At 60.6% G+C, this 23049-nt stretch carries 19 protein-coding genes; 10 read left to right on the top strand and 9 right to left on the bottom strand.

Annotated features, from left to right (window positions below):
* Positions 1 to 3: 3 nt before the first annotated feature.
* Both ASTEX_RS16240 and ASTEX_RS16235 read right to left on the bottom strand, forming a co-directional pair.
* Positions 4 to 747 carry a YciC family protein gene (locus ASTEX_RS16240; protein WP_013480725.1) on the bottom strand — a complete coding sequence of 248 codons (744 nt, stop codon included), beginning with the start codon at positions 745 to 747 and terminating at the stop codon, positions 4 to 6.
* Between the two features lie 60 nt (positions 748 to 807).
* Complete coding sequence (locus ASTEX_RS16235) at positions 808 to 2481, bottom strand: EAL domain-containing protein (protein ID WP_013480724.1); 1674 nt, start codon at positions 2479 to 2481, stop codon at positions 808 to 810.
* Between the two features lie 154 nt (positions 2482 to 2635).
* Here ASTEX_RS16235 and ASTEX_RS19505 point away from each other — a divergent pair, with 154 nt between their 5' ends.
* From ASTEX_RS19505 to ASTEX_RS16215, 4 genes are all read left to right on the top strand, one after another.
* Positions 2636 to 3235 carry a TetR/AcrR family transcriptional regulator gene (locus tag ASTEX_RS19505; RefSeq protein ID WP_013480723.1) on the top strand — a complete coding sequence of 200 codons (600 nt, stop codon included), beginning with the start codon at positions 2636 to 2638 and terminating at the stop codon, positions 3233 to 3235.
* 105 nt (positions 3236 to 3340) lie between these two features.
* Positions 3341 to 6130: a bifunctional diguanylate cyclase/phosphodiesterase gene (locus tag ASTEX_RS16225; RefSeq protein WP_013480722.1), complete on the top strand. Its 2790-nt coding sequence runs from the start codon at positions 3341 to 3343 to the stop codon at positions 6128 to 6130.
* A gap of 210 nt (positions 6131 to 6340) precedes the next feature.
* Entirely contained in the window at positions 6341 to 9457 is a 3117-nt protein-coding gene (locus ASTEX_RS16220) for an efflux RND transporter permease subunit (RefSeq protein WP_013480721.1), read from the top strand.
* Between the two features lie 194 nt (positions 9458 to 9651).
* Positions 9652 to 10614 (top strand): alpha/beta hydrolase, encoded by a 963-nt coding sequence (locus tag ASTEX_RS16215; protein WP_013480720.1) that lies wholly within the window; start codon positions 9652 to 9654, stop codon positions 10612 to 10614.
* Between the two features lie 65 nt (positions 10615 to 10679).
* On the opposite strand, the gene ASTEX_RS16210 is transcribed toward ASTEX_RS16215, so the two are convergent.
* Positions 10680 to 11189, bottom strand: coding sequence for a phosphoribosyltransferase (locus ASTEX_RS16210; protein WP_013480719.1), 510 nt, complete (start codon positions 11187 to 11189; stop codon positions 10680 to 10682).
* A 16-nt stretch (positions 11190 to 11205) separates the two neighbouring features.
* Entirely contained in the window at positions 11206 to 12165 is a 960-nt protein-coding gene (locus tag ASTEX_RS16205; protein WP_013480718.1) for an MJ0042-type zinc finger domain-containing protein, read from the bottom strand.
* Between the two features lie 98 nt (positions 12166 to 12263).
* On the opposite strand from ASTEX_RS16205, the gene ASTEX_RS16200 reads away from it, so the two are divergent.
* From ASTEX_RS16200 to ASTEX_RS16185, 4 genes are read left to right on the top strand one after another with little or no spacing between them, the layout of a single operon-like run.
* Positions 12264 to 13025: a cell division ATP-binding protein FtsE gene (locus ASTEX_RS16200; RefSeq protein WP_013480717.1), complete on the top strand. Its 762-nt coding sequence runs from the start codon at positions 12264 to 12266 to the stop codon at positions 13023 to 13025.
* Complete coding sequence (locus ASTEX_RS16195) at positions 13022 to 13900, top strand: cell division protein FtsX (protein WP_013480716.1); 879 nt, start codon at positions 13022 to 13024, stop codon at positions 13898 to 13900. The genes ASTEX_RS16200 and ASTEX_RS16195 overlap by 4 nt, the downstream gene beginning before the upstream one ends.
* A complete protein-coding gene (locus ASTEX_RS16190; RefSeq protein WP_013480715.1) occupies positions 13900 to 14544 on the top strand; it encodes a YdcF family protein in 645 nt (214 codons plus the stop codon). The genes ASTEX_RS16195 and ASTEX_RS16190 overlap by 1 nt, the downstream gene beginning before the upstream one ends.
* Complete coding sequence (locus ASTEX_RS16185; RefSeq protein ID WP_013480714.1) at positions 14541 to 15269, top strand: lysophospholipid acyltransferase family protein; 729 nt, start codon at positions 14541 to 14543, stop codon at positions 15267 to 15269. Before ASTEX_RS16190 ends, ASTEX_RS16185 begins: the two co-directional genes overlap by 4 nt.
* Before the next feature lie 37 nt (positions 15270 to 15306).
* Here the strand turns inward: ASTEX_RS16185 and ASTEX_RS16180 are convergent, their stop codons facing one another.
* The 5 genes from ASTEX_RS16180 to secA form a co-directional block, all read right to left on the bottom strand.
* The gene (locus ASTEX_RS16180) at positions 15307 to 15495 is read right to left on the bottom strand and encodes a hypothetical protein (RefSeq protein ID WP_013480713.1); all 189 of its coding nucleotides are present in this window, start codon (positions 15493 to 15495) and stop codon (positions 15307 to 15309) included.
* A 166-nt stretch (positions 15496 to 15661) separates the two neighbouring features.
* Entirely contained in the window at positions 15662 to 15799 is a 138-nt protein-coding gene (locus ASTEX_RS20585) for a hypothetical protein (RefSeq protein WP_013480712.1), read from the bottom strand.
* Positions 15796 to 16557, bottom strand: a complete 762-nt coding sequence (locus ASTEX_RS16175) for a hypothetical protein (protein ID WP_144004755.1) — start codon at positions 16555 to 16557, stop codon at positions 15796 to 15798. The genes ASTEX_RS20585 and ASTEX_RS16175 overlap by 4 nt, the downstream gene beginning before the upstream one ends.
* A gap of 30 nt (positions 16558 to 16587) precedes the next feature.
* Positions 16588 to 17277 carry a hypothetical protein gene (locus ASTEX_RS19500; protein WP_013480710.1) on the bottom strand — a complete coding sequence of 230 codons (690 nt, stop codon included), beginning with the start codon at positions 17275 to 17277 and terminating at the stop codon, positions 16588 to 16590.
* Positions 17278 to 17427: 150 nt separating this feature from the next.
* Complete coding sequence (gene secA / locus ASTEX_RS16165; RefSeq protein ID WP_013480709.1) at positions 17428 to 20268, bottom strand: preprotein translocase subunit SecA; 2841 nt, start codon at positions 20266 to 20268, stop codon at positions 17428 to 17430.
* Between the two features lie 207 nt (positions 20269 to 20475).
* Between secA and ASTEX_RS16160 the strand changes: the two genes are divergently transcribed.
* Positions 20476 to 21474, top strand: coding sequence for a peptidylprolyl isomerase (locus tag ASTEX_RS16160; protein ID WP_013480708.1), 999 nt, complete (start codon positions 20476 to 20478; stop codon positions 21472 to 21474).
* Positions 21475 to 21568: 94 nt separating this feature from the next.
* Positions 21569 to 23011, top strand: coding sequence for a bifunctional glutamate N-acetyltransferase/amino-acid acetyltransferase ArgJ (gene argJ / locus ASTEX_RS16155; protein WP_013480707.1), 1443 nt, complete (start codon positions 21569 to 21571; stop codon positions 23009 to 23011).
* Positions 23012 to 23049: the final 38 nt, after the last annotated feature.

Raw genomic sequence — 23049 nt, 5'->3', positions numbered from 1 at the left:
CCGTCAGCCAAAGACATCCGCCGCACTGTTGGTCGGATGGCCCTCTTTGGCCTGACGCAGGCACGCATAGGCGGCGACGCTGAACACCAGCGAAAAGGCATCACTCAAGGTGTTGATCAGGGTGGACGCGCCAATAACTAATGGCTGGGGTAGGTCCTGACCGACAAACAGCATCGGGGCTTCAGCAATGGTCCCAATTACTGTTTCCAGCAAACCCACACAGATAAACACGCCCAGCAACGCCCAGCGATGGCCGCGCGTCAGGTCAAAACTACGCGACATAGCGTCTGTGATTCCGGTCTTACCCTCGGCAATATAGGCGGTGCAGGAGACCGATAAGGCCAACATCAGGATAATCCCTGGTACGACGAGCAGGATAAACCCCAGCCCGACCAGCAGTCCGCATAGGACAAAGAGAATCAGCAGAGGGACAATATTCATCAGGCTGCGCCCAAGTGCGTCGCTTAATCGGAACTCACTGCGCGCCAGTCCCGTCACGGCAATCTCGGTGATGACCGAGTAGTTGATTAGATAAAGCGCGACGCACAGTACGGCATAGGCGACGGTCGGCCAGCCATGGGTAAACAGCGACTCAAACAGCTTGTCGTTTGTATATCCCGTCAGATCGTAGAGGAAGACGGCCCCCAGAACCGAAGGCAGGCCCATGATAAAGAAGGCCGTGCCGAAAATCAGCACGAAATGCCGGCCCAACAGATCGAAGCCGCGATTGAAAATAGCTGAGAACATGCTGTTTTCTCCCCCAGGGAGGAGATTAGACCGTCAAAATGACCCTGACAAGAGGAGGGATCAGCCCCAGGTTTCCCTGACCCCTTTGCGGCGCGCCACGGCATGAGATACCGCATTACTGCGCGGCGGGATCTGGGCGGCGGGTTTACCGAATAGCCAGCCCTGACCGTGGGTGATGCCAAGGTCTTTGGCCAGACGCACCATGTCTTCGCTTTCGATCATTTCGCCGATACACTGACACTTCAGTTCCTGACACAGTATGCTGAGTGAGTGGATAAGGGCGCGTTGACGCGGTTGGGTGAGGGCGGTCTTGAGGAACGGGCCGTCAATCTTGATATAGTCTACGTCGAAGCGGCGCAGATAGTTATAGGCGGCGGCCCCTGAGCCAAAATCATCGAGACAGATTTTATATCCGCGGCGGCGCAGATCGGCCAGGTAGCGCGCGGCGTCCTCCACATCCTCGATCATGTGCGACTCGGTCAGTTCGAACATCAGCCGATTTTTGAGGGCGGGCTCGGCCTTGAGCCGGGCGCTGAGGCGGTCGCGGAACTGCGCGTTTTGCACTGAAAGTCCCGAAAGGTTCATGGCGATGGATTCGCCGGGATGCTGATGCAGGGCGCTAATCGCCTTGTCGCAGACGGCCAGATCGAACTCGACCGCCAGCCCCACCTGTTCGGAAAAACGCACCGTGTCGTAGGAATCCAGCCCGCCGTTGAAACGCAATAGTGCTTCGTAGTGATGAACGTCACGCGAGGCTATGTCCACAACCGGCTGATAATGGAGGGTGAATTGACCAGCGGCGAGGACGGCCTTGACGCGAGCGTATTGATCGACAGCGGCGTTGATGGCGGCGTTGAGGCTGTTTTGCAGATCACGCGCTTCAAGTGTGGCGGTCTTGGTGAACTTGTCCACAACGTAGGACAGGGCCTTGGCGACGCTGTCTTCACTAAGGTTTGTTGTGTCCATAGACAAGGTAACGATGCTGGAAGACACGCGGTCTTCCTTCACCCCAGCGTTATTCAGTACCTGCTGAATATCCCCCATCAATTGCGCTTCGCTGATGGCGCTGGAGCCCGGATCGGCCATCAGGCCGAACTCATCGTCGCCCAAACGCGCGGCCGCGCCGGTCGGCCCGGAGGAGGCGCGCAGGAGGGCGCCGATTTCACCCATTAACTGTTCGGAACGCGACTGCGGCATCTTGTCCATAGCGTCGCTCAGGCCATTCAGCCGGATCAGCTGCATTTCCTGCAACATCGCCGCGCCCGAACCGGCATCACCGGGTTTTATGGACCGCGAGGCCATATGCTGGAATTCGCATAAATCGAGCAGGCCCGAAATATCATCGCGTTCAGGCAAGGCCTTGACCAGCGGCTCAGACAGCACCGTAACGGTCACAAAGGTCCGCTGCCGATCGGGCAGATAACAGGCGCCGAGATTGACATGAATCGGTTTGCGGCCATCGGGTTTCAGGCGGACAGTGGCCGGGTCGATACGCCCGATGTCGCGGGCCCGCGACAGCAGGCGGGCGACCAGATAGCGGTCTGCGGACGGAAAAAGCGCTTCGATGGCCTGCCCTTTGACGCTTTGCGCGTCCTCGGCCAAAAGGGCGTTAGTGGCCCCGACGGTGCGGGCGATCTTTCCTCCTTCGTCGACTTCAACAAGCAGATCGGCCGCCGCGAGAGAAAAGGCAATGTAGCGGTCGCGTTGGTTTTTGTAGTCGTCGCGTTCGGGCATGCAGCCAAAAGTCCTTGTGCGGGTGCATACCCAGCATGATTTCTCCACCACCTAAACAGAAAATACTTAATAAAGCCTCTGCGCAGAGATGGGTAAACGTTGACAGGACAGACTTGTCTGTCAAAATTGACGCCATTCACAGTGAGGCTTGGATATGGCTGGTACAAAAACGGGCGTCAGGGATCGAATTGTGCGGACGGCCTTGCCATTGTTTGCCATGCAGGGGTTTCGCGCGACGGGTATTGATCGTATCATCGCGGACTCGGCGGTCGCCAAGGCCAGCTTCTATCGCCACTTTCCGTCAAAAGACAATCTCATCCTCGCCTGCCTTGAACGCTGGCATATTTCACATTTTGCTGCGCTCAAAATCGCCGTCGAAGCGGGGGAGGTCAAATCGCGACCCCTGTTCCTGTTCGATTCTCTGCCTGAGGTTTCGGAAGCGACGTTGCGAGGGGATCTGCTGATCACGGCGACGGTGGAATTTGGCACGACCAAACCGGCGATTGCCGATGTGGTGGCCGCCGCCCGGCATCAGTTGTGCGAATGGTTCGAAACCCTGCTGGTCGAAGCCGGTTACGCAGACATGGCTGATACCCTGTCGCACGAATGGCTGTTGCTCTATGAAGGTGCTATGCTCGGGGCTTTACGCGAAACGCCGCAACAGGCGGCGCGCTGCGCCCGCGCCAATGCTGAACGCAGCCTTCAGCAGATCCAGCTCAAGCGTCTCCTCAGCAAGACCTTACCGGGCACCTGAACACGTCAGGCGCGTCAGATTTATCGGTGTTAACACAATCGAAAAGCCTTCCATGGCAAGGCTTTTTAGAAGGTGTGCAAAAAGCACTGAGTGGGACGCTTGAAAATGCTGAGAGTTATCGCCTGTTTACGGGATCAGCACGACTGGGCGCTGGTCGTGCTGGCGGCGCTGGTCTGCGTTTCGGCCTCTTTTACAGCACTCAGACTGGCCCGCCGCGCCCGCGAGACTGACGGGGCTGAACGCTGGCGCTGGGTCGCTATGGCAGGGCTGGCCGCCGGATTTGGCATCTGGGCGACGCATTTTATTGCCATGCTGGCCTACAGCGCCGGCGTGGCCACCGGCTATGACCTGTTCAAGACTTTCCTTTCCTTGCTGATCGCCGTGACGCTAACCGGCTCCGGCATCGCGCTGGCTATCACAGAAACCAAGGCGTTTTGGCGCGGCGTTGGTGGGGCCTTGCTGGGTGTGGGTGTGGCAGGAATGCACTATACGGGCATGTCGGCCGTCATAGCCCCTGCGCACATTGGCTGGCATACAGAACTGGTCGCGGCCTCGGTTCTGCTGGGCATGGTTTTCGAAGCCGCTGCCCTGTGGCTGGCGACCAGTCGCTTTCGTTATGCCCTCGGCGGCGCGACGGCGCTGATGGTGCTGGGGATTGTGGCGCACCACTTCATCGGCATGGGGGCGGTGGATGTCACGCCCGATCCTCGTATTGCGACGGGAGGCCTGATGCTCAATCCGGGCAGCATGTCGATCACGGTTGCCGTGGTAGCCATCGCCGTGATGGGCCTGTGCATCATGAGCCTGAGGCAGCGCCAGAGGTTCGAAGCCGCCGTCGCCGCCAATGAGCGCCATATGCGCATCCTGATCGACTCGGTGCGCGACTATGCCATCTACATGCTCGATCCACAGGGGCGTGTCAGCAACTGGAATGCTGGGGCGCAGCGTTTTAAGGGCTATGACGCATCCGAGATTGTAGGCCAATCCTTCGCCACCTTCTTCCCCGAAGCCGACCGCGAGGCCGGCCGGCCACAGGCCATATTGCAGGCCGCGCTGGCACAGGGGCGTTATGAAGAGGAGGGCGAACGGGTCCGCAAAGATGGCTCGACCTTCCTGGCCCACGTCATCCTGACCCCCATGTATGAGAGCGATGGTACGCTGATCGGCTTTGCCAAGGTGACGCGCGATATTACGCAGCGCCGGGCGGATCGCGAAATACTGAAGCGGACCACGCACAATTTCGACACCGCTTTGCGCCACATGTCACAGGGGCTCAGCCTCTACGACGCAGATCATCGGCTCGTTTTTGCCAATCCGCGTGTGCTGAGCATGTTTGGCAATGATCCCGACATGGCGCGTCCGGGCACGCCTTTCCGCGAGGTGCTGGGCAATATTCTGCGCCGCGCCGGGGCGACTGAAGCGCAGATCGAGGCACGCTATCGCCTGCACATGGACCTGATTGCCCAGCCGGAAGGCGGGACGCTGATTTCAGAGTCGGCCAATGGCACTGTGCTGTCGGTGACGTACCGGCCCTTGCCCGAAGGCGGGTGGGTGACAACGATCGATGACATAACGGCACGCCGCCGCGACGAGGACCGTATTGCGCACATGGCGCGCCACGACGGCCTGACGGGCCTGCCCAACCGTGAGCATTTCAATCAGCACACCGACCGCGAACTGGAGCGCGCCGCACGCACCGGGCACAAGGTGGCAGCGGTGGCCATCGACCTTGACCGCTTCAAGGAAATCAATGATGTGCGCGGCCACGCGGCGGGGGATCAGGTGCTGAAAATCATCGCGGAGCGTCTGCAACGTCTTTGTGGTGACACCGAGTTTGTGGCACGTATCGGCGGCGACGAATTTGCCTGCGTCAAGACATCTGCGGAAGCGCGCGAACTCAGCGACTTTGTCAGCCGTCTGGACGCGGCTCTGCACGACCCTATCGACCTCGACGGGTTTGAGGTCTCTCCCGGCGGCTCAATGGGCGTTGCTGTTTATCCTGACGATGCCGACGGGCGCGAGCCTTTGATGAACAATGCCGATCTGGCGCTGTATCGCGCTAAGGCACAGCCGCGCATCAACGGCCATGAGGCCGTCTGTTACTACGAAGCGCGCATGGATGAGGCCGCCCGCGACCGTCGCGCGCTGGCCAAGGACCTTTGGCAGGCCATCGCCCGCGATGAACTGCGCGTCCACTATCAGGTGCAGCGGTCGGTTACGTCGCAGGCCATTACCGGCTATGAGGCCCTGCTGCGCTGGCAACATCCGCAGCGCGGTTTTGTCAGTCCGGCTGACTTTATCCCCGTCGCCGAAGAATGCGGGGCTATCCTCGAGATCGGTGAGTGGGTGTTACGCACGGCCTGCGCTGAGGCCGCCACCTGGACCAATGGGGCCAAGGTGGCCGTCAACCTGTCGCCTGTGCAACTGACGCACCCCGATCTGGTAGGTATGGTGCAGTCCATTCTGATTGAGACCGGCCTGTCACCGCGCCGTCTGGAGCTGGAAATCACCGAATCGACCATTATTGGTGATAAGGCGCGTGCCCTGCATATCCTGCGTCAGATCAAGGGCTTTGGCGTGACCATCGCCATTGACGACTTCGGTACGGGCTATTCGTCGCTCGATACGCTCAACGCCTTCCCCTTCGATAAGATCAAGATCGACCGCTCCTTCCTGATGGAGGCGGAACAGAGCCCGCAGGCCCGCGCCATCATACGCGCTATTCTGGCCCTGGGGCGCAGCCTTGAGGTGCCGGTGCTGGCCGAAGGGGTCGAGACGGTAGCGCAGCTTGAACTGCTGCGTAGCGAAGGTTGTGATGAGGCGCAGGGCTATTATTTCGGCCGCCCGGCGGCGCAGGTGCTCGACGAAACCGCTCCGGCGCGCCTGACGGCGTGATCTATAAAATTCTGATACCGAATGTTGAGACGGGCGACGGATTTGTAAGCGCCTACCGTAACAGATCGTGGTGCACATCCTGTTCTGGCCGCAAGCGCGCCTTAACCTAGACGCTTGCGGCTTCTTTTTTACGAGCCGATGAAGGCTTGTCACAGGGACGAATGTGGGCCAAGACACCTCACCGCTGACGTCGCCTGACCAAGGGTTTTCATGCTGTCCCGTTTCTTTATTGACCGCCCCATCTTTGCCTGGGTGGTGGCCATTGTCATCATGCTGGCCGGTCTGCTTTCGATCCGTACCCTGCCGGTTGAACAGTATCCGGACATCGCCCTGCCGCAGGTGCGCATTAACGCTTCCTATCCGGGGGCGTCGGCGAAAACGGTCGAGGATTCGGTGACGCAGATCATCGAGCAGGGCATGACCGGGCTCGATCGCCTGAAATACATCACGGCCTCGTCCTCGGACAGCGGTTCAGCCAATGTCACGCTTGTGTTTGAGGCCGGCACCAATATCGACACGGCTCAGGTGCAGGTACAAAATCAGGTGCAGGCCGTTATCAACCGTCTGCCGCAGGACGTGCAGGCGCAGGGCGTGCGGGTCAACAAGGCCTCCAATAACATGCTGATGGTCATTTCGTTGTATTCAACGGACGGATCGCTAACCAATGCCGACCTTGGTGACTATCTGGTATCCAATATGCAGGACACGCTGGCCCGCGTGGACGGGGTGGGTGAAAGCAATGTGTTCGGCTCCGGCTATGCCATGCGGATCTGGCTCAATCCTGAAAAGCTGGTGGCCTTTAACCTGACGCCGGCCGATGTGGTGACGGCCGTTCGCGCCCAGAACGCTCAGGTCTCTGCCGGGCAACTGGCGGCGCAACCGACCACGGATGATATTGCGCTCAATGCGACCATCACTTCCCAATCGCGCCTGACCACGGCGGATGAGTTCCAGAATATCATTGTCAAGAGCGATACGTCGGGGGCGACCGTGTATCTGCGCGACGTGGCCCGCGTCGAGCTAGGGCAGCAGAGCTACGACTCGATCAGCCGTATCAATGGCCAACCCGCCACCGGCATCGCCATCAGCCTCGCCACCGGGGCCAATGCACTGAAAACCGCTGAGCTGGTCAAAGCCGAGATGGAGAAGCTTTCCAAAAGCTTCCCCAAGAACATCACCTACGCCATTCCCAATGACTCGACCGACTTCATCAAGCTGTCCATAAAGGAGGTGGTGAAGACCCTGATCGAAGCCATCGTGCTGGTTTTCATCGTCATGTACCTGTTCCTTCAAAACTGGCGCGCAACGATCATTCCGACCATCGCTGTGCCGGTGGTGCTTCTGGGGACGCTGGGGATTCTGGCCGCCTTCGGCTATTCGATCAACCTACTGACTATGTTTGGCCTGGTGCTGGCTATCGGTCTTCTGGTCGATGATGCCATCGTCGTCGTCGAAAACGTCGAGCGTGTGATGCACGAAGAGGGGCTCGACCCCAAGGAAGCCACGCGCAAATCCATGGATGAGATTACCGGCGCTCTGATCGGCATCGGTCTGGTCCTGTCGGCCATGTTTGTACCCATGGCCTTTTTTGGCGGTACGCAGGGCATCATCTATCGTCAGTTTTCCATCACCATCGTCTCGGCCATGGCCCTGTCGGTGCTGGTGGCCCTGATCCTGACGCCGCCGCTTTGCGCCACCATCCTCAAGCCGGTTGATCCTCAGAGGCACGCCGAAAAGAAAGGTTTTTTCGGTTGGTTCAACAAAAGCTTCACCCGCGCCAGCCACGGTTATATGGGGGCCGTCGGTCGGATTATCGGCAAACCGCTGCGCTATCTGGTCATCTATGGCATGGTGCTGGTGGCCTGCGGCCTGATGTTCCGCGTCCTGCCGACCTCCTTCCTTCCGGACGAGGATCAGGGCTTCATGCAAACCATCGTTCAGTTGCCCGTCGGCACGACGCGCAAGACGACCGATGAGGTGGTGGCCAGGGTCGAAGCCTATCTGCAAAAAGACCCGACGGCGCGCTACGTCTTTGCGCGCGTCGGCTCTAACGGTCAGAATCAGGGGCAGGTCAATATCCGCATGAAGCCGTTTGAGGCGCGCAAGGGCAGCGATCTGCGCGTGCCGGCGGTGATCGAACGCGCGCGCAAGGAGTTTGTCAAGCCCGAATACCGCAATGCCCGCATCATCCCCACCCAGCCGCCGGTGGTGCGTTCTCTGGGCGACGCGTCGGGCTTCTCGTTTGTCATCAAGGATGTCGGTGGGGTCGGGCCGGAGGCGCTGCTGGCGGCGCGCAACGACTTCATCCGTCGTGCTGAGAAGGACCCGCGACTGGGCTCGGTGCGCTCAGGCGGGCAGGACTACACGCCGCAGCTCAAGATCGACATCAACAAGACGGCCGCAGGCGCCATGGGCGTCAGCGTGTCGGACATCAATGCCATGCTTGCCGCCGCCTGGGGTGGGTCTTACGTCAACGACTTTATTGATCGCGGTCGCGTCAAGCGCGTCTATGTGCAGGCCGATACACCCTATCGCATGCGCCCGGAGGACCTGAACCGCTGGTATGTGCGCAACAAGGACGGAGCCATGGTGCCGTTTTCGGCCTTTGGTTCGACCCGCTGGCAGGCGGGGGCCCCGACGCTGGAACGCTATAATGGGTCGCCTTCCACGGGTGTGCAGGGCGCAGCGGCCGACGGTGTGTCGTCGGGCGATGCCATGGCCGCTGTAGAAGATCTGGCTAACGGCCTACCGCAGGGTACCGCGATTGAATGGACCGGCCTGTCTTTGCAGGAACGCGAATCCGGCGCGCAGGCCCCGGCGCTTTACGCCCTGTCGGTGCTGGTCGTTTTCCTGCTGCTGGCGGCCCTGTACGAAAGCTGGACCATCCCGTTTTCGGTTATTCTGGTCCTGCCTCTGGCGGTTTTGGGGGCGCTGGTGGCGACCTGGGGACGCGGTCTCGACAACGACATCTTCTTTCAGGTCGGGCTGCTCACGACGATCGGCCTGTCGTGCAAGAACGCTATCCTGATCGTCGAATACGCCCGCACGCTTCAGGAACGCGGCATGGGCCTGATCGACGCCACGCTGGAAGCGTCGCGCATCCGTCTGCGGCCCATCCTGATGACCTCGTTCGCCTTCACCTTCGGCGTCCTGCCTCTGGCTCTGGCCAATGGAGCCGGGTCGGGGGCGCAGCACGCCATCGGCACCGGTCTTATCGGCGGGGTGCTGTCGGCGACCTTGCTGGCCATCTTCTATATCCCGCTGTTCTTCGTCCTGGTGCAGAAGGTGTTCAATCGCAAGTACCGTAACGAAGTCATCGAGGTCTAAGTTTCTCCTCACACCGGGCTGACACCCCTACGGCAACACGGTAGGAGCCTTTGTTCGTGAGATGAAAAAATCGATGGCGAAGCTTTACCTGTCATGTTAGCGTTATCACAACCATAGACGGCACCGCCGTACCCGGCCAAAAAATCCCGCCACAGAGCGGGAAAAGCAAATACACAGTGAGAGGAAATCAAACCATGACCTTAACCGGTTCTTTCCGGCAGGCGACACGTGGCCTGTCTGTAACCCTGACGATGGCGCTTGTGGCCATTGCCAGCACCGCCCTCCCGGCTTTGGCCCAGAATGACAAGATGGTGCCAATTGCCACGCCGTCGCAACCCAATGCCATAGTGCTGAATACCGGTCCACTGCCGGGGGCCACGGCCCCTGAGTCTTGGCATAGCCAGTACGGCAGCGTCTTTGCCCGCAATGTCAGCGTCGCCACCCTGACCCCCTTTCTGCCGTTGCCGGAAAAGGCCACGGGGGCTGCCGTGATCGTCGCCCCCGGCGGCGGCTTTCGTACCTTGTCCATGCAGAACGAGGGCTGGGACGTCGCCAAGGCTCTGTCTGAACGTGGCGTGGCGGCTTTCGTGCTGAAGTATCGCCTCAACCCGACCCCTGCCGATATGGCCGGCTTTGAAGCCTCGATGCGGGAGATGTTCGCCGGCGCGGCGCGTCCGCGTCCTACCCCCGCGCCGGGGGAAGACCCGATGGCGGGCATCGCTCCTCAGATTGCCGATGCCCGCGCTGCCTTCGCGCTGGTGCGCTCGCGCTCGAAAGAGTGGCATATCGATTCTGACCGTATCGGCATGGTCGGCTTCTCGGCAGGCGCCATGCTCACCCTGTCCACCGCTCTGGCCGGGGGGGATGCCAAACCGGCCTTTATCGGTGACATCTATGGCCCGCTGTCGGCCGTCACCGTGCCCGCCGATGCGCCGCCCCTGTTTGTCGCTTTGGCGGCAGATGACCCGCTGTTTGCGCACGGCGACTTTGGTCTGGTGCAGAGCTGGCAGGCGGCCAAGCGCCCGGTCGAGTTTCATTACTATGAACAGGGCGGCCACGGCTTTGGCATGTACCCTAAGGAAACCACCAGCACCGGCTGGTTCGACGCCTTCGTGCACTGGATGACCATGCACGGCTATCTTGCTAAGCGTAAGTAGGCACCAAACAAAAAGGCTATCCGGTTTTCGCCGGATAGCCTTTTTACTTTTGCTTTCGCGTGGGCTCAGTCCAGCGCCCCGATAAACGGCAGGCCGCGCAGACGCCCGCCATCATCGAGGCCATAGCCGACCAGATAGCGCTTGGGCGCTTCCCAGCCGACATAATCGGCCTCTATCTGACGCGTGACGGGCTTCGACGCCATCACGGCCGTCAGCACCTCAGTGGCCCCGGCGCGCAGCAGGTGGTCGCGGGCGAATTTCAGCGACGCGCCCGTATCCAGCACATCGTCCATGATCAGCACCTGCTTACCCTTGACCGGGCGTTGCAGGTCGGCACGCAGGATCATTTCCCCGCTTTGACGCCCGTCGCCGTAGGAGGACAGCCACATCGAATCAAAACCGATGCCCAGGCCGTGGCGGGCCAGCGCGCGCGTCAGGTCAGCGGCAAACCAGATGCCGCCGGTCAGCAGGCAGACACCCACCGTGTCTTCGGTCAGGCGCGGGGCCATCTCCCTGGCCATAGCGTCGATGCGCGCGGCGATGTCTGCCTCGCTCAGGAGAATGTCGTAGGTCATGTAAACTCAGTAAAATCTAGTGATGAGCTTCGGCAGAAGGCGCAGCGGGGGCGGGCCGCAGCTCGGCTGGTTTTTCCGTAGCATGGTCGGCAGCGGTTGTCGCGTCTCCATGCGCGTTTTCCGTCGCCGTCGCCGCGTGTCCGGCATCGGCTGCGGGGGCCGCCTCATGGTCCGGTGCCGCGTGAGCGTCTTCCGTCGCCGGTGGTGTTCCGTGGCCTCCATCCCCGTGCGCTTCTTCGCCATGACCGCCACCCGTGCCGTTCATCAGGGACGGACGCACCCGCGACAGGTCCTTGGCCGCCTGCATGTCAAAGGCCAGCTTGATGTTCTTGACGCGGTTGGAGGGGTCGGGAATGTCAAAGGTCAGGACGCGGGTTTCGTTGGCTTCAAGCGTCAGGCCCAGCGGGGGGATCAGCGTGGTGTCGATCGGATTCGACTCCTTGTCCATAAGATCGACACGCACCGGCGGCACTGGATTGGCTTCATCGCGAATGTTCTTGACCCTCAGCGTCACCGTGGCGACGAAACGGCCCCCGCGTAGGGTATTTTCCAGCTTTGACTCCAGCACTTCGAGGCCGGCAGCATTCACCGGAACGCCCACGGCCGCATAGGCCCCGCCCAGACGCGGAAAGGCACGCACCAGATCTACGCGCAGCAGGAAGGCGGTGCCCAGCATGGCGACAAAGGTAGCCGCCAGTGCGCCCCAGATGATGCCTTGCGCCATCAGTGCCTTGTGCCGCTTCTGGCTTTCGATCATGTCGCGGTACAGCGACGGAATCTTCTTCGCTTTGACTTCCTTCAAGCCGGTGGCAGGCTTTTCCACGGCCTTTTCGAGCGGCAGTTCGATCGGTTCTTCGGGCTTTTCCGCGTGCCAGGTGGTCTTGCACGAGGCGCAGCGCACAGTGCGACCTTGAGGCCCTAGTTGGGCCCCATCAATCGCGTAACTGAGCGCGCATTTGGGACAGGTCAGAAGCATCCGGACGAATCACTACATAAGGCCCGTTAACCAAACGGGTGCTTAACCTTTTTGGCCGAAAAGCATTAACAAGACCTCAAAACGCGAGTTTGAAACCTGTGGTAACAGCCTACGAACACGAGGATCTCTTTGAGCCGGATCACAGCCAGGTGGTTGTGTTCCGCGACGTCGGTCTGGGCTATGAAGGGGCCGGGCATACCGGGCATGACCCCGAACACTACATACTGAAAGATCTGAACTTTTCTCTGCCTGCCGGGTCGTTTCATTTTCTGACCGGCCCCTCTGGTGCGGGAAAGACCTCGCTTTTGCGTCTGATCTATCAGGCGCAAAAGCCGTCGGTGGGCGAAATCACCCTGTTTGGCGAACCTCTAAATCCGGCTGACCGCAAACAGACCGCCGATATGCGGCGGCGTATAGGCATCGTTTTTCAGGATTTCCGCCTGCTAGAGCACCTCGATGTGTTCGACAATGCCGCCTTGCCGCTGTTTGTGCGCGGCGAAGACCCGAAGCGATTCGAGGCCGATGTCATTGAGCTTCTGACCTGGGTGGGTCTGAAAAACCGTCTGCACGCCATGCCGGATCTGTTGTCGGGCGGTGAAAAGCAACGGCTGGCCATTGCGCGGGCTGTAATTAACCGGCCCACCCTCATTTTGGCCGATGAGCCGACTGGCAATATCGACCATGCCATGGGTCTGCGGATCATAAGACTGTTCATCGAGCTGAATCGGTTGGGGGCCACTGTGCTGATCGCCACCCATGACGAAGCGCTGATCCGCGCCTCCGGTATGCCGGTTCTGGAACTGCGCGAGGGGCGGGTGGTGCGTCGCGACCTCACTCAGACTGTAGGGGGGGCGCAATGACTGCCGGGAAACGCCTGCGCCGCCGTGATCTGTTGCCTGAGCAGGATACGCGCGAAGTGTCGCTGCACTATGTGATCGCCGTTCTGTTCTTTCTGGCGGCCCTGTCAGCCCTGATCGCACTGGCCTCGAATCGCGCGGCGTCCGGCTGGTCGCGTGAGATTCGCGCCGAAGTGACGGTGCAGGTGCGCCCGACGGGCCTCGAAAGTGGCTCTGTCGCCGCCGCCCGCGCTGCCGAGGTGCTGGCCGGTGTGCCGGGCGTCAAGGAGGCCGCCGCCATCGAACCGGAACGCGCCAAGGCACTGATCAAGCCGTGGCTGGGCGATGCTGTGCTGGAGGACCTGCCCCTGCCCAACTTGGTGGAGGTGCGGCTGGATGAGGCCAAACCGGCCAAGTCGGCGGCTCTGTCGGAGGCGTTGTCTGAGAAGGATATCGACGCCACCATCGACGATCATTCGACCTGGCTTCAGGATATTGAGACGTCTGCGCTGATTATCCGTTTGATTTCTATGGGTATATTCTTGCTTATTGCCTCCGCAGCGGCGGCAGTGGTGGGCTTTGCCACGCGCGCTGGGTTGATGGCGCGCGCCAATATCGTCGAGGTCCTGAGCCTTTGTGGTGCAACGGACGCGTTTATCGCGGGCCGCTTTCAGTTTCGCTTTGGGCGCATGGCCGCGATCTCCGGCCTGCTCGGGGTGGTGGCGGCGGGGCTGGTCATGGTGGTGATCAAGCTGACGGGTTCGTCGCAAAGCCTGTTGCTGGCGCTGCCTTTTTCGTGGCTGGACCTGCTGGTTTTGTTGCCCTGTCCGGTGCTCGCCGCCTTGATTGCTGCGGGAACCGCGCGTATCGTCACCCTGAAGATGCTGGGGAAAAGCTGATGCGCCGCCTTTTGGCCGTGGTTTTGGTGATTGGACTGTGGTTGGCCGGGCTTTACGCCTTCGCTGATCGCGTGATCCATTCGACTCCGGCCGCCGAACCGGAAGAGGCCGCTGACGCCATTGTCGTGCTGACCGGCGCGTCGGACATGCGGATCAAGGAAGGTATGCGTTTGCTGGAGCGACGCAAGGGCGCTCGGATGCTGATTTCCGGCGTCAACCGCGAAGTGAAGCGCGAAGAGTTGCTGCCTGTCACCGAAGGCTCCAAAAAGCTCTATGAGTGCTGCGTCGATTTGGGCTACGAGGCGCAGACCACGCTCGGCAACGCCTATGAGGTAGCTGAGTGGGCCAAGGCCAAGGGCTTCGACGACCTGATCGTGGTGACCTCGGACTACCACGTGCCTCGCAGCTTGCTGGAGATCAAGGCGGCTTTGCCGGGCGTCAAATTACACGCCTATCCGGTGGCCACCCCGACGCTCGATGCGCGCGAGTGGTGGAAATCGTGGCGCAGTTCGCGCGTGCTGATTGTGGAGTACAGCAAGTATCTGGCAATATTGGCGCGTGATATTTTTTCTAGCCTGACCAGTTCGGGCAAAAAGGGTGAGACTGCGGCCGGTGAGGCGGCGGCGGAGGGTTCGGCCTCTTGAATTTCCTGCGTTCGGTTGTTTTCGTCGTCTGGCTTTATGGCCTGGTCGTCATCGTCGGCTTGGTGGGCACGCCCTTTATGCTGCTGTCGCGGCGCTGGGGGATGCAGACGGTTAAGCTGTGGGCGCATCTGGTCTTGTTTGGCCTGCGGTATATCTGTGGTGTTAAGGTTGAGTTCCGTGGGCTGGAGCACCGGCCTAAGGGTGCGGCGCTGATTGCGGGCAAGCACCTCAGTATGCTGGATACCATTGCGCCGTTCGTCATTCTGGACGACCCCTGCTTTGTGCTGAAGAAAGAACTGACCTACCTGCCGTTTTTTGGCTGGTATATTTGGCGCACGCGCATGATCCCTATACGCCGCAAGGATGCTTCTAAGGCCCTGCGTGCCATGGTAATCGACGCACGCGACCGGCTGGAAAACGCGCGTCAAATCCTGATTTTTGCCGAAGGCACGCGCTCAGAGGTGGGGCAGGACCCGGAATACAAACCGGGCGTCGCTGCACTTTATCGTGACCTTGAATTTCCCTGTCATCTGCTGGCCACCAATTCCGGTCAGTGCTGGCCGGCGCACGGCATCATCCGCAAACCCGGCACGGTGGTGTTCGAATTCTTACCGCCCGTTCCGGCAGGTTTGAAGCGCGGCGAATTCATGAGCCAAATCAAAACGCGCATCGAGGGCGCGTCCAATGCGCTTATTGCCGAAAACCGCAAGGCTTCAGTTGAATAGAGCCGGAGCGCGCTCCGGCCCTGAAATTATGGGTTACTTATTTGCACTTTTTCTTGCAGTCCAGCCACGCGGCGCGGCATTTTTCTTCGGATGTTCCGGCCTTCTGGCAGGCCTGATAGGTGTCATTGCACTTTTTGCGGCAATCGGCGCTTTGCGCATAGCCCGTACCGGTCAGCAAGGCTGACAGTGTAATCGCGGCGACCGCGATCTTACCCAGGTGTTTCATTGGACGCCTCCCTTGGCGATTTTTCCCAACTTTTCACGTGCCTTAACCCGGTGTCAGGCGGCACTTTTTAGCCCTGACCGACTATGGGGTTCGGCCATTAGTTAATACTGTATCCCAAATTCAGGATTCGCCAAGAGGGAGAATAACATCGGTATCGACGTACCGATCAATAGGCCGCCAGAAGGGTAGGCCCCGTCGTCTGTTCGGCGGGCTTGTTTTGCGGTAACAGAAGGCAGGCAGGGGCCGCCGCCAAGACCAATAGGCCCAGAGTTAGAAATAGCGCCTTGAGGACCGAAGATCTCATGGCTTTTCAAATTCCTGAACGATCTTGAGCGCTGAAATCTGCATAACCAGTGTGGCGTTCTTGTCCAGTTCACCCGTGTCGTCGATACGCATCTGAGTCAGCTTGCGCTGAGCGTCGCTGTCGTTAACGCGAGTAAGGTACAAAAGGTCTTCCTGGCTAAGATTCTGCGCGTGACCGCGCGCCGTCAGGGTGAGGATTTTGTCGCCCAGCTCGGTCGAAACGGTCGCCACAATCGTCGCCAGACGATAGCGGTCGCTTTCATTCAGGCTGTTGAAATCTATATACTTACCTACTTCGCCAATAATCAGGCGGATGTGCACTTCGCTGACGAAGTGGCGGATAATGGCCTCGGTGCCGTCCACTTCCAGCAACTGATGCGCTAGTTCGACGCGCTCGGCAAAATCACCGGAGGGCTTGGCCGGACCGACAGGGCCGACGTCCTGCGCCGCGGCCGTCACCACTGGAGCCGGGGTTTCGATCATATCGACCGAGGGGGCGATTTCGCCAGCGGGCTGCGCCACAGGGGACGGATTGATTTTGGCCGCAGTCTGGGTCGGAATGGACGCCTGAACCGGTGCGGGCGACGCGTTCTGGGGTGCTGCTTCGGTGACCGGGGGATTCAACCGCTTTTGATCCGGTTTCGGCATGACGGCAATGCGCGCGCCGGGTTCACGTTCCGGTTCCCGCGCCTGCGCCTCTATGGCCCCCATCAGCCCCAGCAGGAACACACCCGTCATCACGCGTTTCAAATACACCACTCAAACCCCCATCTCACAATGCGCTACCGGTCAGCCCGAAATGGCTTCCTTGAACGTCTTGATAATTTTGATCACCGCTTCGACCATGTAGCTCTGGATCTGCTGGGCATTGGCGTCGGGATTAGCGAACTTGCTGGCATTATACTTGGCCGCAACCGGGCCGGAATTGGCGCTGATCAAGGTCAGGATTTCTTCTTCGCTGAAATTGGCCGACTGGGCCGTGGCGATCTGGTCAATGATGCTGGCTTCGGCCTCTTTCAGTACGCGGTCGGCGATCTGATTGAACTTCAGCTCATCGGCGGCGCTGAGCGCCTGCGCCCCCTTGCGCTCCAGAATGACCAGGCGCACGGCCGCCTTGGTATTGGCCATGATCAGGCGCACATTCTTGGTCGTGCCGTTGGTTTCCATCAACTGTTTGTATAGCGCGATGCGGCGGGATTTGCGTGCCGCAGCGGCCTTGTCTTCGGGCGAAACGGTGGCCGCAGCGGTCCCCTCCAGGCGCGGGGCCATGCCGATCAGGGCCGGATCCAGCTCAATCTTCGGCGCCAGCGGCGCTTCGGGCGAAATGAATGAGCCTTGTAAGGTCGGGGGAACAACCGGCGGTGCCGGTGTTTTGGCGATGGTCATTGTTTGCGCCTGCGCCGCAGGGCTAAGGGCCTCAAGGCTCAGAACGGTGCCGGCAATCAGCAACCCCGACGTCAGAACGCGTATGCACGACATTTTTATACCCCCAAGTGCCCGAAACCACTCAGGCCTTAAGCGACGTTAACCAATTCCTCACGGGGTGGCAACGGGGGAATCTTGGGGCGCGAAAAAGCAATCCCCCGGATGTGACATCCGGGGGACAACAGGCCGCTTTAAAATATGGTTTTAGATCAGCGCGCCGTGGCAATGCTTGAACTTCTTGCCGGAACCGCAGGGGCACAAACCGTTGCGCGAGGTGCTTTCCCAACCCGCGGGCAGGGCCGAGACGGGCAGGGCGGCGCGCTGTTCCGGCGTCAGGTCGTCGCTCAGTTGCGGCGCGCGTTCGTTTTCACCGGTCAGGGGGTTGAGGTGGATCTCCTCAAAACGCACCGGCTCCGGCTCCGGCTGACCCTGGAAGCGGATCTCGACGGTCATCAGCCAGCGTGTCACATTGTGGCGCAGATTGACCAGCAGCGTCTCAAACAGGGCAAACGCCTCGGTCTTGTATTCGTTCAGCGGGTCGCGCTGACCGTAGCCGCGCAGACCGATGACCGCGCGCAGGTGATCGAGGTGCATCAGGTGCTCACGCCATTGCATGTCGATCATCTGAAGCAGGAAGTTCTTTTCCAGCGCCTTCATCTGATCCGGGCCCAAAAGCTGGAGGCGTTCCTCCATCTTTTGTGCCGCAATGGTCTGGATGCGCTCTTCGATTTCCTCGTTGGCGATGCCTTCTTCGGCGGCCCACTCTTCCAGCGGCAGGTCGAGGCCCAGCAGGCGCTCGCACTGTTCTTTCAGCCCGGCAATATCCCACTGCTCGGCATAGGCCTTGGGCGGCAGGTGACGGTCCACGAGGTCGCGGATCGTCTCTTCGCGCATTTCGGAGACGATTTCCGACAGGTCTTCGGTGTCCATGAACTCCTGACGCTGCTCGAAGACGGCCTTGCGCTGGTCATTGACCACGTCGTCGTATTTCAGCAGGTTCTTACGGATTTCGTAGTTGCGTTGCTCGACGCGCTTCTGGGCGGTGGCGATGGCCGAGTTGAGCAGCTTGTGCGTGATGGCTTCGCCCTCTTCGACGCCCAGGGTTTTCATCATGGCGTTGAGGCGGTCACCGGCGAAGATGCGCATCAAGTCATCTTCGCACGACAGGTAGAATTTCGAGGTGCCGGGGTCGCCCTGACGGCCGGTACGGCCTCGGAGCTGGTTGTCGATACGGCGGCTTTCGTGGCGCTCGGTGCCGAGCACGAACAGGCCACCCGCAGCCAGCGATTTCAGCTTGAGGTCGGCGATCTGGGTTTCGACCTCAGCCTTCTTGGCCAGAAGCGCCTCGTTGGACACCTCCACACCGGCCCCAGCCTGTTCTTCGAGCCACTTTTGTACCCGCAGATCGACATTGCCGCCGAGCTGAATATCGGTGCCGCGACCGGCCATGTTGGTGGCGATGGTCACCGCGCCGGGCACGCCGGCATCTGCGATGATATAGGCTTCGTTTTCGTGGTGGCGCGCGTTCAGCACATTGTGCGGAATGCCCTTGCCCGAACCGCGCACGATATCGAAGGCGGCATCACCCAGCTTCGTCAGCTCCTTTTTGTCGAGCTTGGCGTATTCCGGTTTTACGGCCTTGGTTTCGACGTCGTAGGTGTAGGTCTTGAGGAATTCCGACAGGGCGTCGGACTTTTCGATCGAGGCCGTACCGACGAGGATCGGCTGACCGCGCACGTAGCAGTCGGCGACCTGATCGGCGATGGCCTTGAACTTTTCGCGCTCGGTGCGATAGACCTCATCGTCATAGTCAATACGCTTGATGGGGCGGTGCGTCGGCACTTCGAGCACGTCCATCTTATAGATGTCGCCGAATTCCGCCGCTTCGGTTGCCGCCGTGCCGGTCATGCCCGACAGCTTCTGGTACATGCGGAAATAGTTTTGGATGGTCACCGAAGCCAGAGTCTGGTTTTCCGGCTGGATGGCGACGGCTTCCTTGGCTTCGATGGCCTGGTGCAGGCCTTCCGACAGGCGGCGGCCCTGCATCATACGGCCGGTAAATTCGTCGATCAGAACGATTTCGCCGTCCTTGACGATATAGTCCTTATTGACCGTGTAGAGGGTGTTGGCGCGCAGGGCCTGATTGGCATGGTGGACCAGCGAGACGTTGGCGGCGTCGTAAAGCCCGGTCGTGTCTTCGGCCAGATGCCCGCCCGCCGTCAGCATTTCTTCGAGACGCTCAGAGCCCGCTTCCGACAGTAGGACCTGACGCTGCTTTTCGTCCAGCTCAAAGGTTTCGGGGTCCTGAATCAGGTCCTTGATCAGCGCGTCCAGCACCTTATACAGTTCCGAACGGTCTTCGGTCGGGCCGGAGATGATCAGCGGGGTGCGCGCTTCGTCGATGAGGATGGAGTCCACTTCATCGACGATGGCGTAGTGGTGGCCACGCTGCACCATTTCCTCGCGGTTATAGACGAGGTTGTCGCGCAGATAGTCGAAGCCAAATTCATTATTGGTACCGTAAGTGACGTCCGAGGCATAGGCCGCTTTACGCGCGCCCGGCGACATGCCCGATACGATGACGCCGGTCGAAAGACCCAGAAAGCGATAGACGCGGCCCATAAAGTCGGCGTCGCGCTTGGCCAGATAGTCGTTGACGGTGATCAGGTGCACGCCCTTGCCCGACAGCGCATTGAGGTAAACCGGTGCCGTGCCGACCAGCGTCTTGCCTTCGCCGGTACGCATTTCGGCGATGCCGCCCTGATGCAGGATCAGGCCGCCGGTGAGCTGAACATCGTAGTGACGCTGACCAATCGAGCGCCAGGCAGCTTCGCGCACCGTGGCAAAGGCCTCTTCGAGCAGCGAATCGAGCGATGCCCCATTGGCAATGCGTTCGCGGAACAGGACGGTCTGATGCGCCAGCTCCTCATTGCTCATCGCCTTCATCCGGGGTTCCAGCGCATTGATGCGGGTAATACGCCCGCCCATCGACTTGACCTTGCGCTCATTAGCGGAGCCGAACAGAGATTTGGCGAAAGCCAGCATGAGATACCCGACGATTAGATTTCAGTATTTTGACCTGTCCGCCTTATTCGGACACACCCGTTTGGAGAATATCAAGGTGTCACGTGTATGGCGTAATAGGCAAATAGGCGTGAGCCGGCGCTTTTCAAGCGCGCGGACTGACTTAGGCTTGCGCTTGCGTTCTGTCAATGTAAGTTGGATGCGCACGACAGCGGGGAAGCTTTCAGTATGCAGCGTTGGACAAAGCTCAGGCAGGTGGCGGTTCTGGCCCTTGTGACCCTGACGATTGCCGGGTGCGACAAACCGACTCTGGACGAGCGCCCGCCAGAGCCCGGCGACGTCGCCGTGGCCCGCATCGACGGCCATACCATCTGGGCGTCGGACGTGCGTTATGAGGCGGTTCAGCAGGGGCTGATCGGCGATGGCGAACCCTTTGATCTGGCGTCGCCCCTGTTTCGCCGCACGCTGGAAGAGGTGATCGACCAGAAGCTGCTGGCGCAGGCAGCGCTGAAAAAAGGCATTGATCGTACCGAGCTGGCGCAGCGGCGTATCGCAGCGGCTCGTGAGGATATTCTGGGGCACATGCTTCTGGAACAGAGCGTCGATGCCTCTATTGACGACAAAAAGGTCAAGGACCTCTACGACGAACAGGTGAAGCTGGCGCAGAAGTCCGAGGAAATCCGCGCCCGACTGATCCTCGTCAAGACGCGGCCCGAAGCGGACAATGTGATGCGTCAGCTTCAGGGCGGCAGCCTGTTTGAAGCCATGGCCATGGAGCGCTCTATTGATCAGGCGACGCGCTTTAATGGCGGTGACATGGGCTATTTCACCACCGACGTTATCCCGGAAAGCTATCGCGCCGCACTGATGACCGCCAAGCCGGGTCAGATCGCCGGCCCGGTGCAGATCGACGGCGGCTGGGCCGTGTTCAAGGTCGAGGAGCGCCGTCCGGAACAGCCAATGACGATTGAAGAAGCGCGTCCGGGCATTGTCTCGGCGCTCAAGCTGGAGCAGGTGCGTGGCCTGCTGGGCGGCTTACGCGACGGGGCGCGCGTCGAATTTCTGGTCAAGGGTCTGAGCAGCAGCGAAGACCGCGAACCAGCCTCGGCCCCGGCGGGGGCAGCGGCCTCCAGCGCCAGCGGCAGCGAGGCCGCTGACGATGTCGGCGAAAGCCCTGAAAAGGCCGCCGCCTCGGTTTCGTCTTCGCGCACGGCACCGAAGAAGTAGGCAATCCGCACCGCCCTGCACAAAAGCCTTCACAGCGTCATGATTTGGGGCTAAGCCGCGCTTTTTCATGTCCTACTCACTGGAGCTGCGCGCCATGACCAAGCCGCCGTCGCCGACCGGCAAAACGTCCGATACCTCCGCCGCGGCTTCCGGTCAGGAACGCGGTCAGGTGAATCCGCTGGGGGCCGCGCTCGATCCACTGGCCAATGTGCTGAAAAAAGCCGTGCAAACAGGGGCTGAGCTGGTGGGTGTGCATACGGCCGCAACCGCTGAGCCCGCCAAACCCGCGACGGGTAAGCCCGGTCTGGCCGTGTCGCCGCTGGCCGTTGATCTGCCGCCCATGCCGCCGGTGGGTGGGGTTGATATCGCTATTGCCCGCGCGGGCTATTACAAGCACGTCCGTCCTGATCTGCTGGTGATGAAGTTCGCTGAAGGCACCACGGCGGCAGGCGTCTTCACGCGCCACAGTATCGGTTCGGCCCCGGTCGATTGGTGCAAGAAGCAACTGGCGGCCAATGAAGGCAATGAAATCCGCGCGCTGGTCTGCAATGCCGGCTGTGCCAACGCCTTTACGGGCAAGCTGGGGGCCGATGCGGCGCGGCGCACGGCCGCAGCGGTGGCCCGCCGGCTCGATTGCCGTCAGCGCGACATCATGCTGGCTTCGACCGGCGTGATCGGCGTGGTGCTGGACGATGCCAAGATCGCCGCGCAATTGCCGTTGATCGAAGAGTCGTTCAAGGCCGATGCTTGGCACGCGGCGGCTCAGGCCATCATGACCACCGACACCTTCCCTAAGGGCGCTTACGAAACCGCGCTGATCGACGACGTAGAGGTGAAGATCGCCGGTATCGCCAAAGGGTCGGGCATGATCGCGCCGGACATGGCGACCATGCTGGCCTTTATCGTCACGGACGCGACCCTCTCGGCGGGCGTGCTGCAATCGCTGCTGGGGCTGTACACGCGCACCACCTTCAACAGCGTGACGGTCGATGGCGACACCTCGACCAATGACACGGCGCTGCTGTTTGCCACGGGCGCGGCGGGTGCCCCGAAGATCAGCCGTGCGGGCGACAAGCGTCTGGCCGATTTCCGCGACAAGCTGGAAAAGGTCATGCACAGCCTCGCCACCCAGCTCATCCGCGACGGCGAAGGGGCCACCAAGTTCGTCAAGGTTACGGTGACGGGCGCGTCCTCACCGGCGTCGGCGCGCAAGATCGCCAAGTCGATCGCCGAAAGCCCGCTGTGCAAGACCGCCTGGGCCGGCGAAGACGCCAACTGGGGCCGCATCGTCATGGCCGTGGGTAAGACCGAGGAAGAGGTGGACCGCGACCACCTCGCCATCCGCTTCGGTGAGCTGGTGGCTGCCGAACACGGCGCGGTATCGCTGACCTATGATGAGGCGGCGATGAGCGCCTATATGAAGAAACAGGAGCTGGAAATCAGCGTCGATGTCGGCGTTGGCCGAGGTTCGGCGCATGTTTATACCTGCGACCTGACGCATGGGTATATCAGCATTAATGGTGACTATCGCAGCTAACCGCCTCCCCTGCGTAGCGGGGGAGGTGCCGAGCCTGT

The organism is Asticcacaulis excentricus CB 48, from assembly GCF_000175215.2.
Classification (GTDB): domain Bacteria; phylum Pseudomonadota; class Alphaproteobacteria; order Caulobacterales; family Caulobacteraceae; genus Asticcacaulis; species Asticcacaulis excentricus.
The sequence above is the reverse complement of the archived record's forward strand: the minus strand, read 5'-3'. Positions and strand labels throughout refer to the sequence as shown.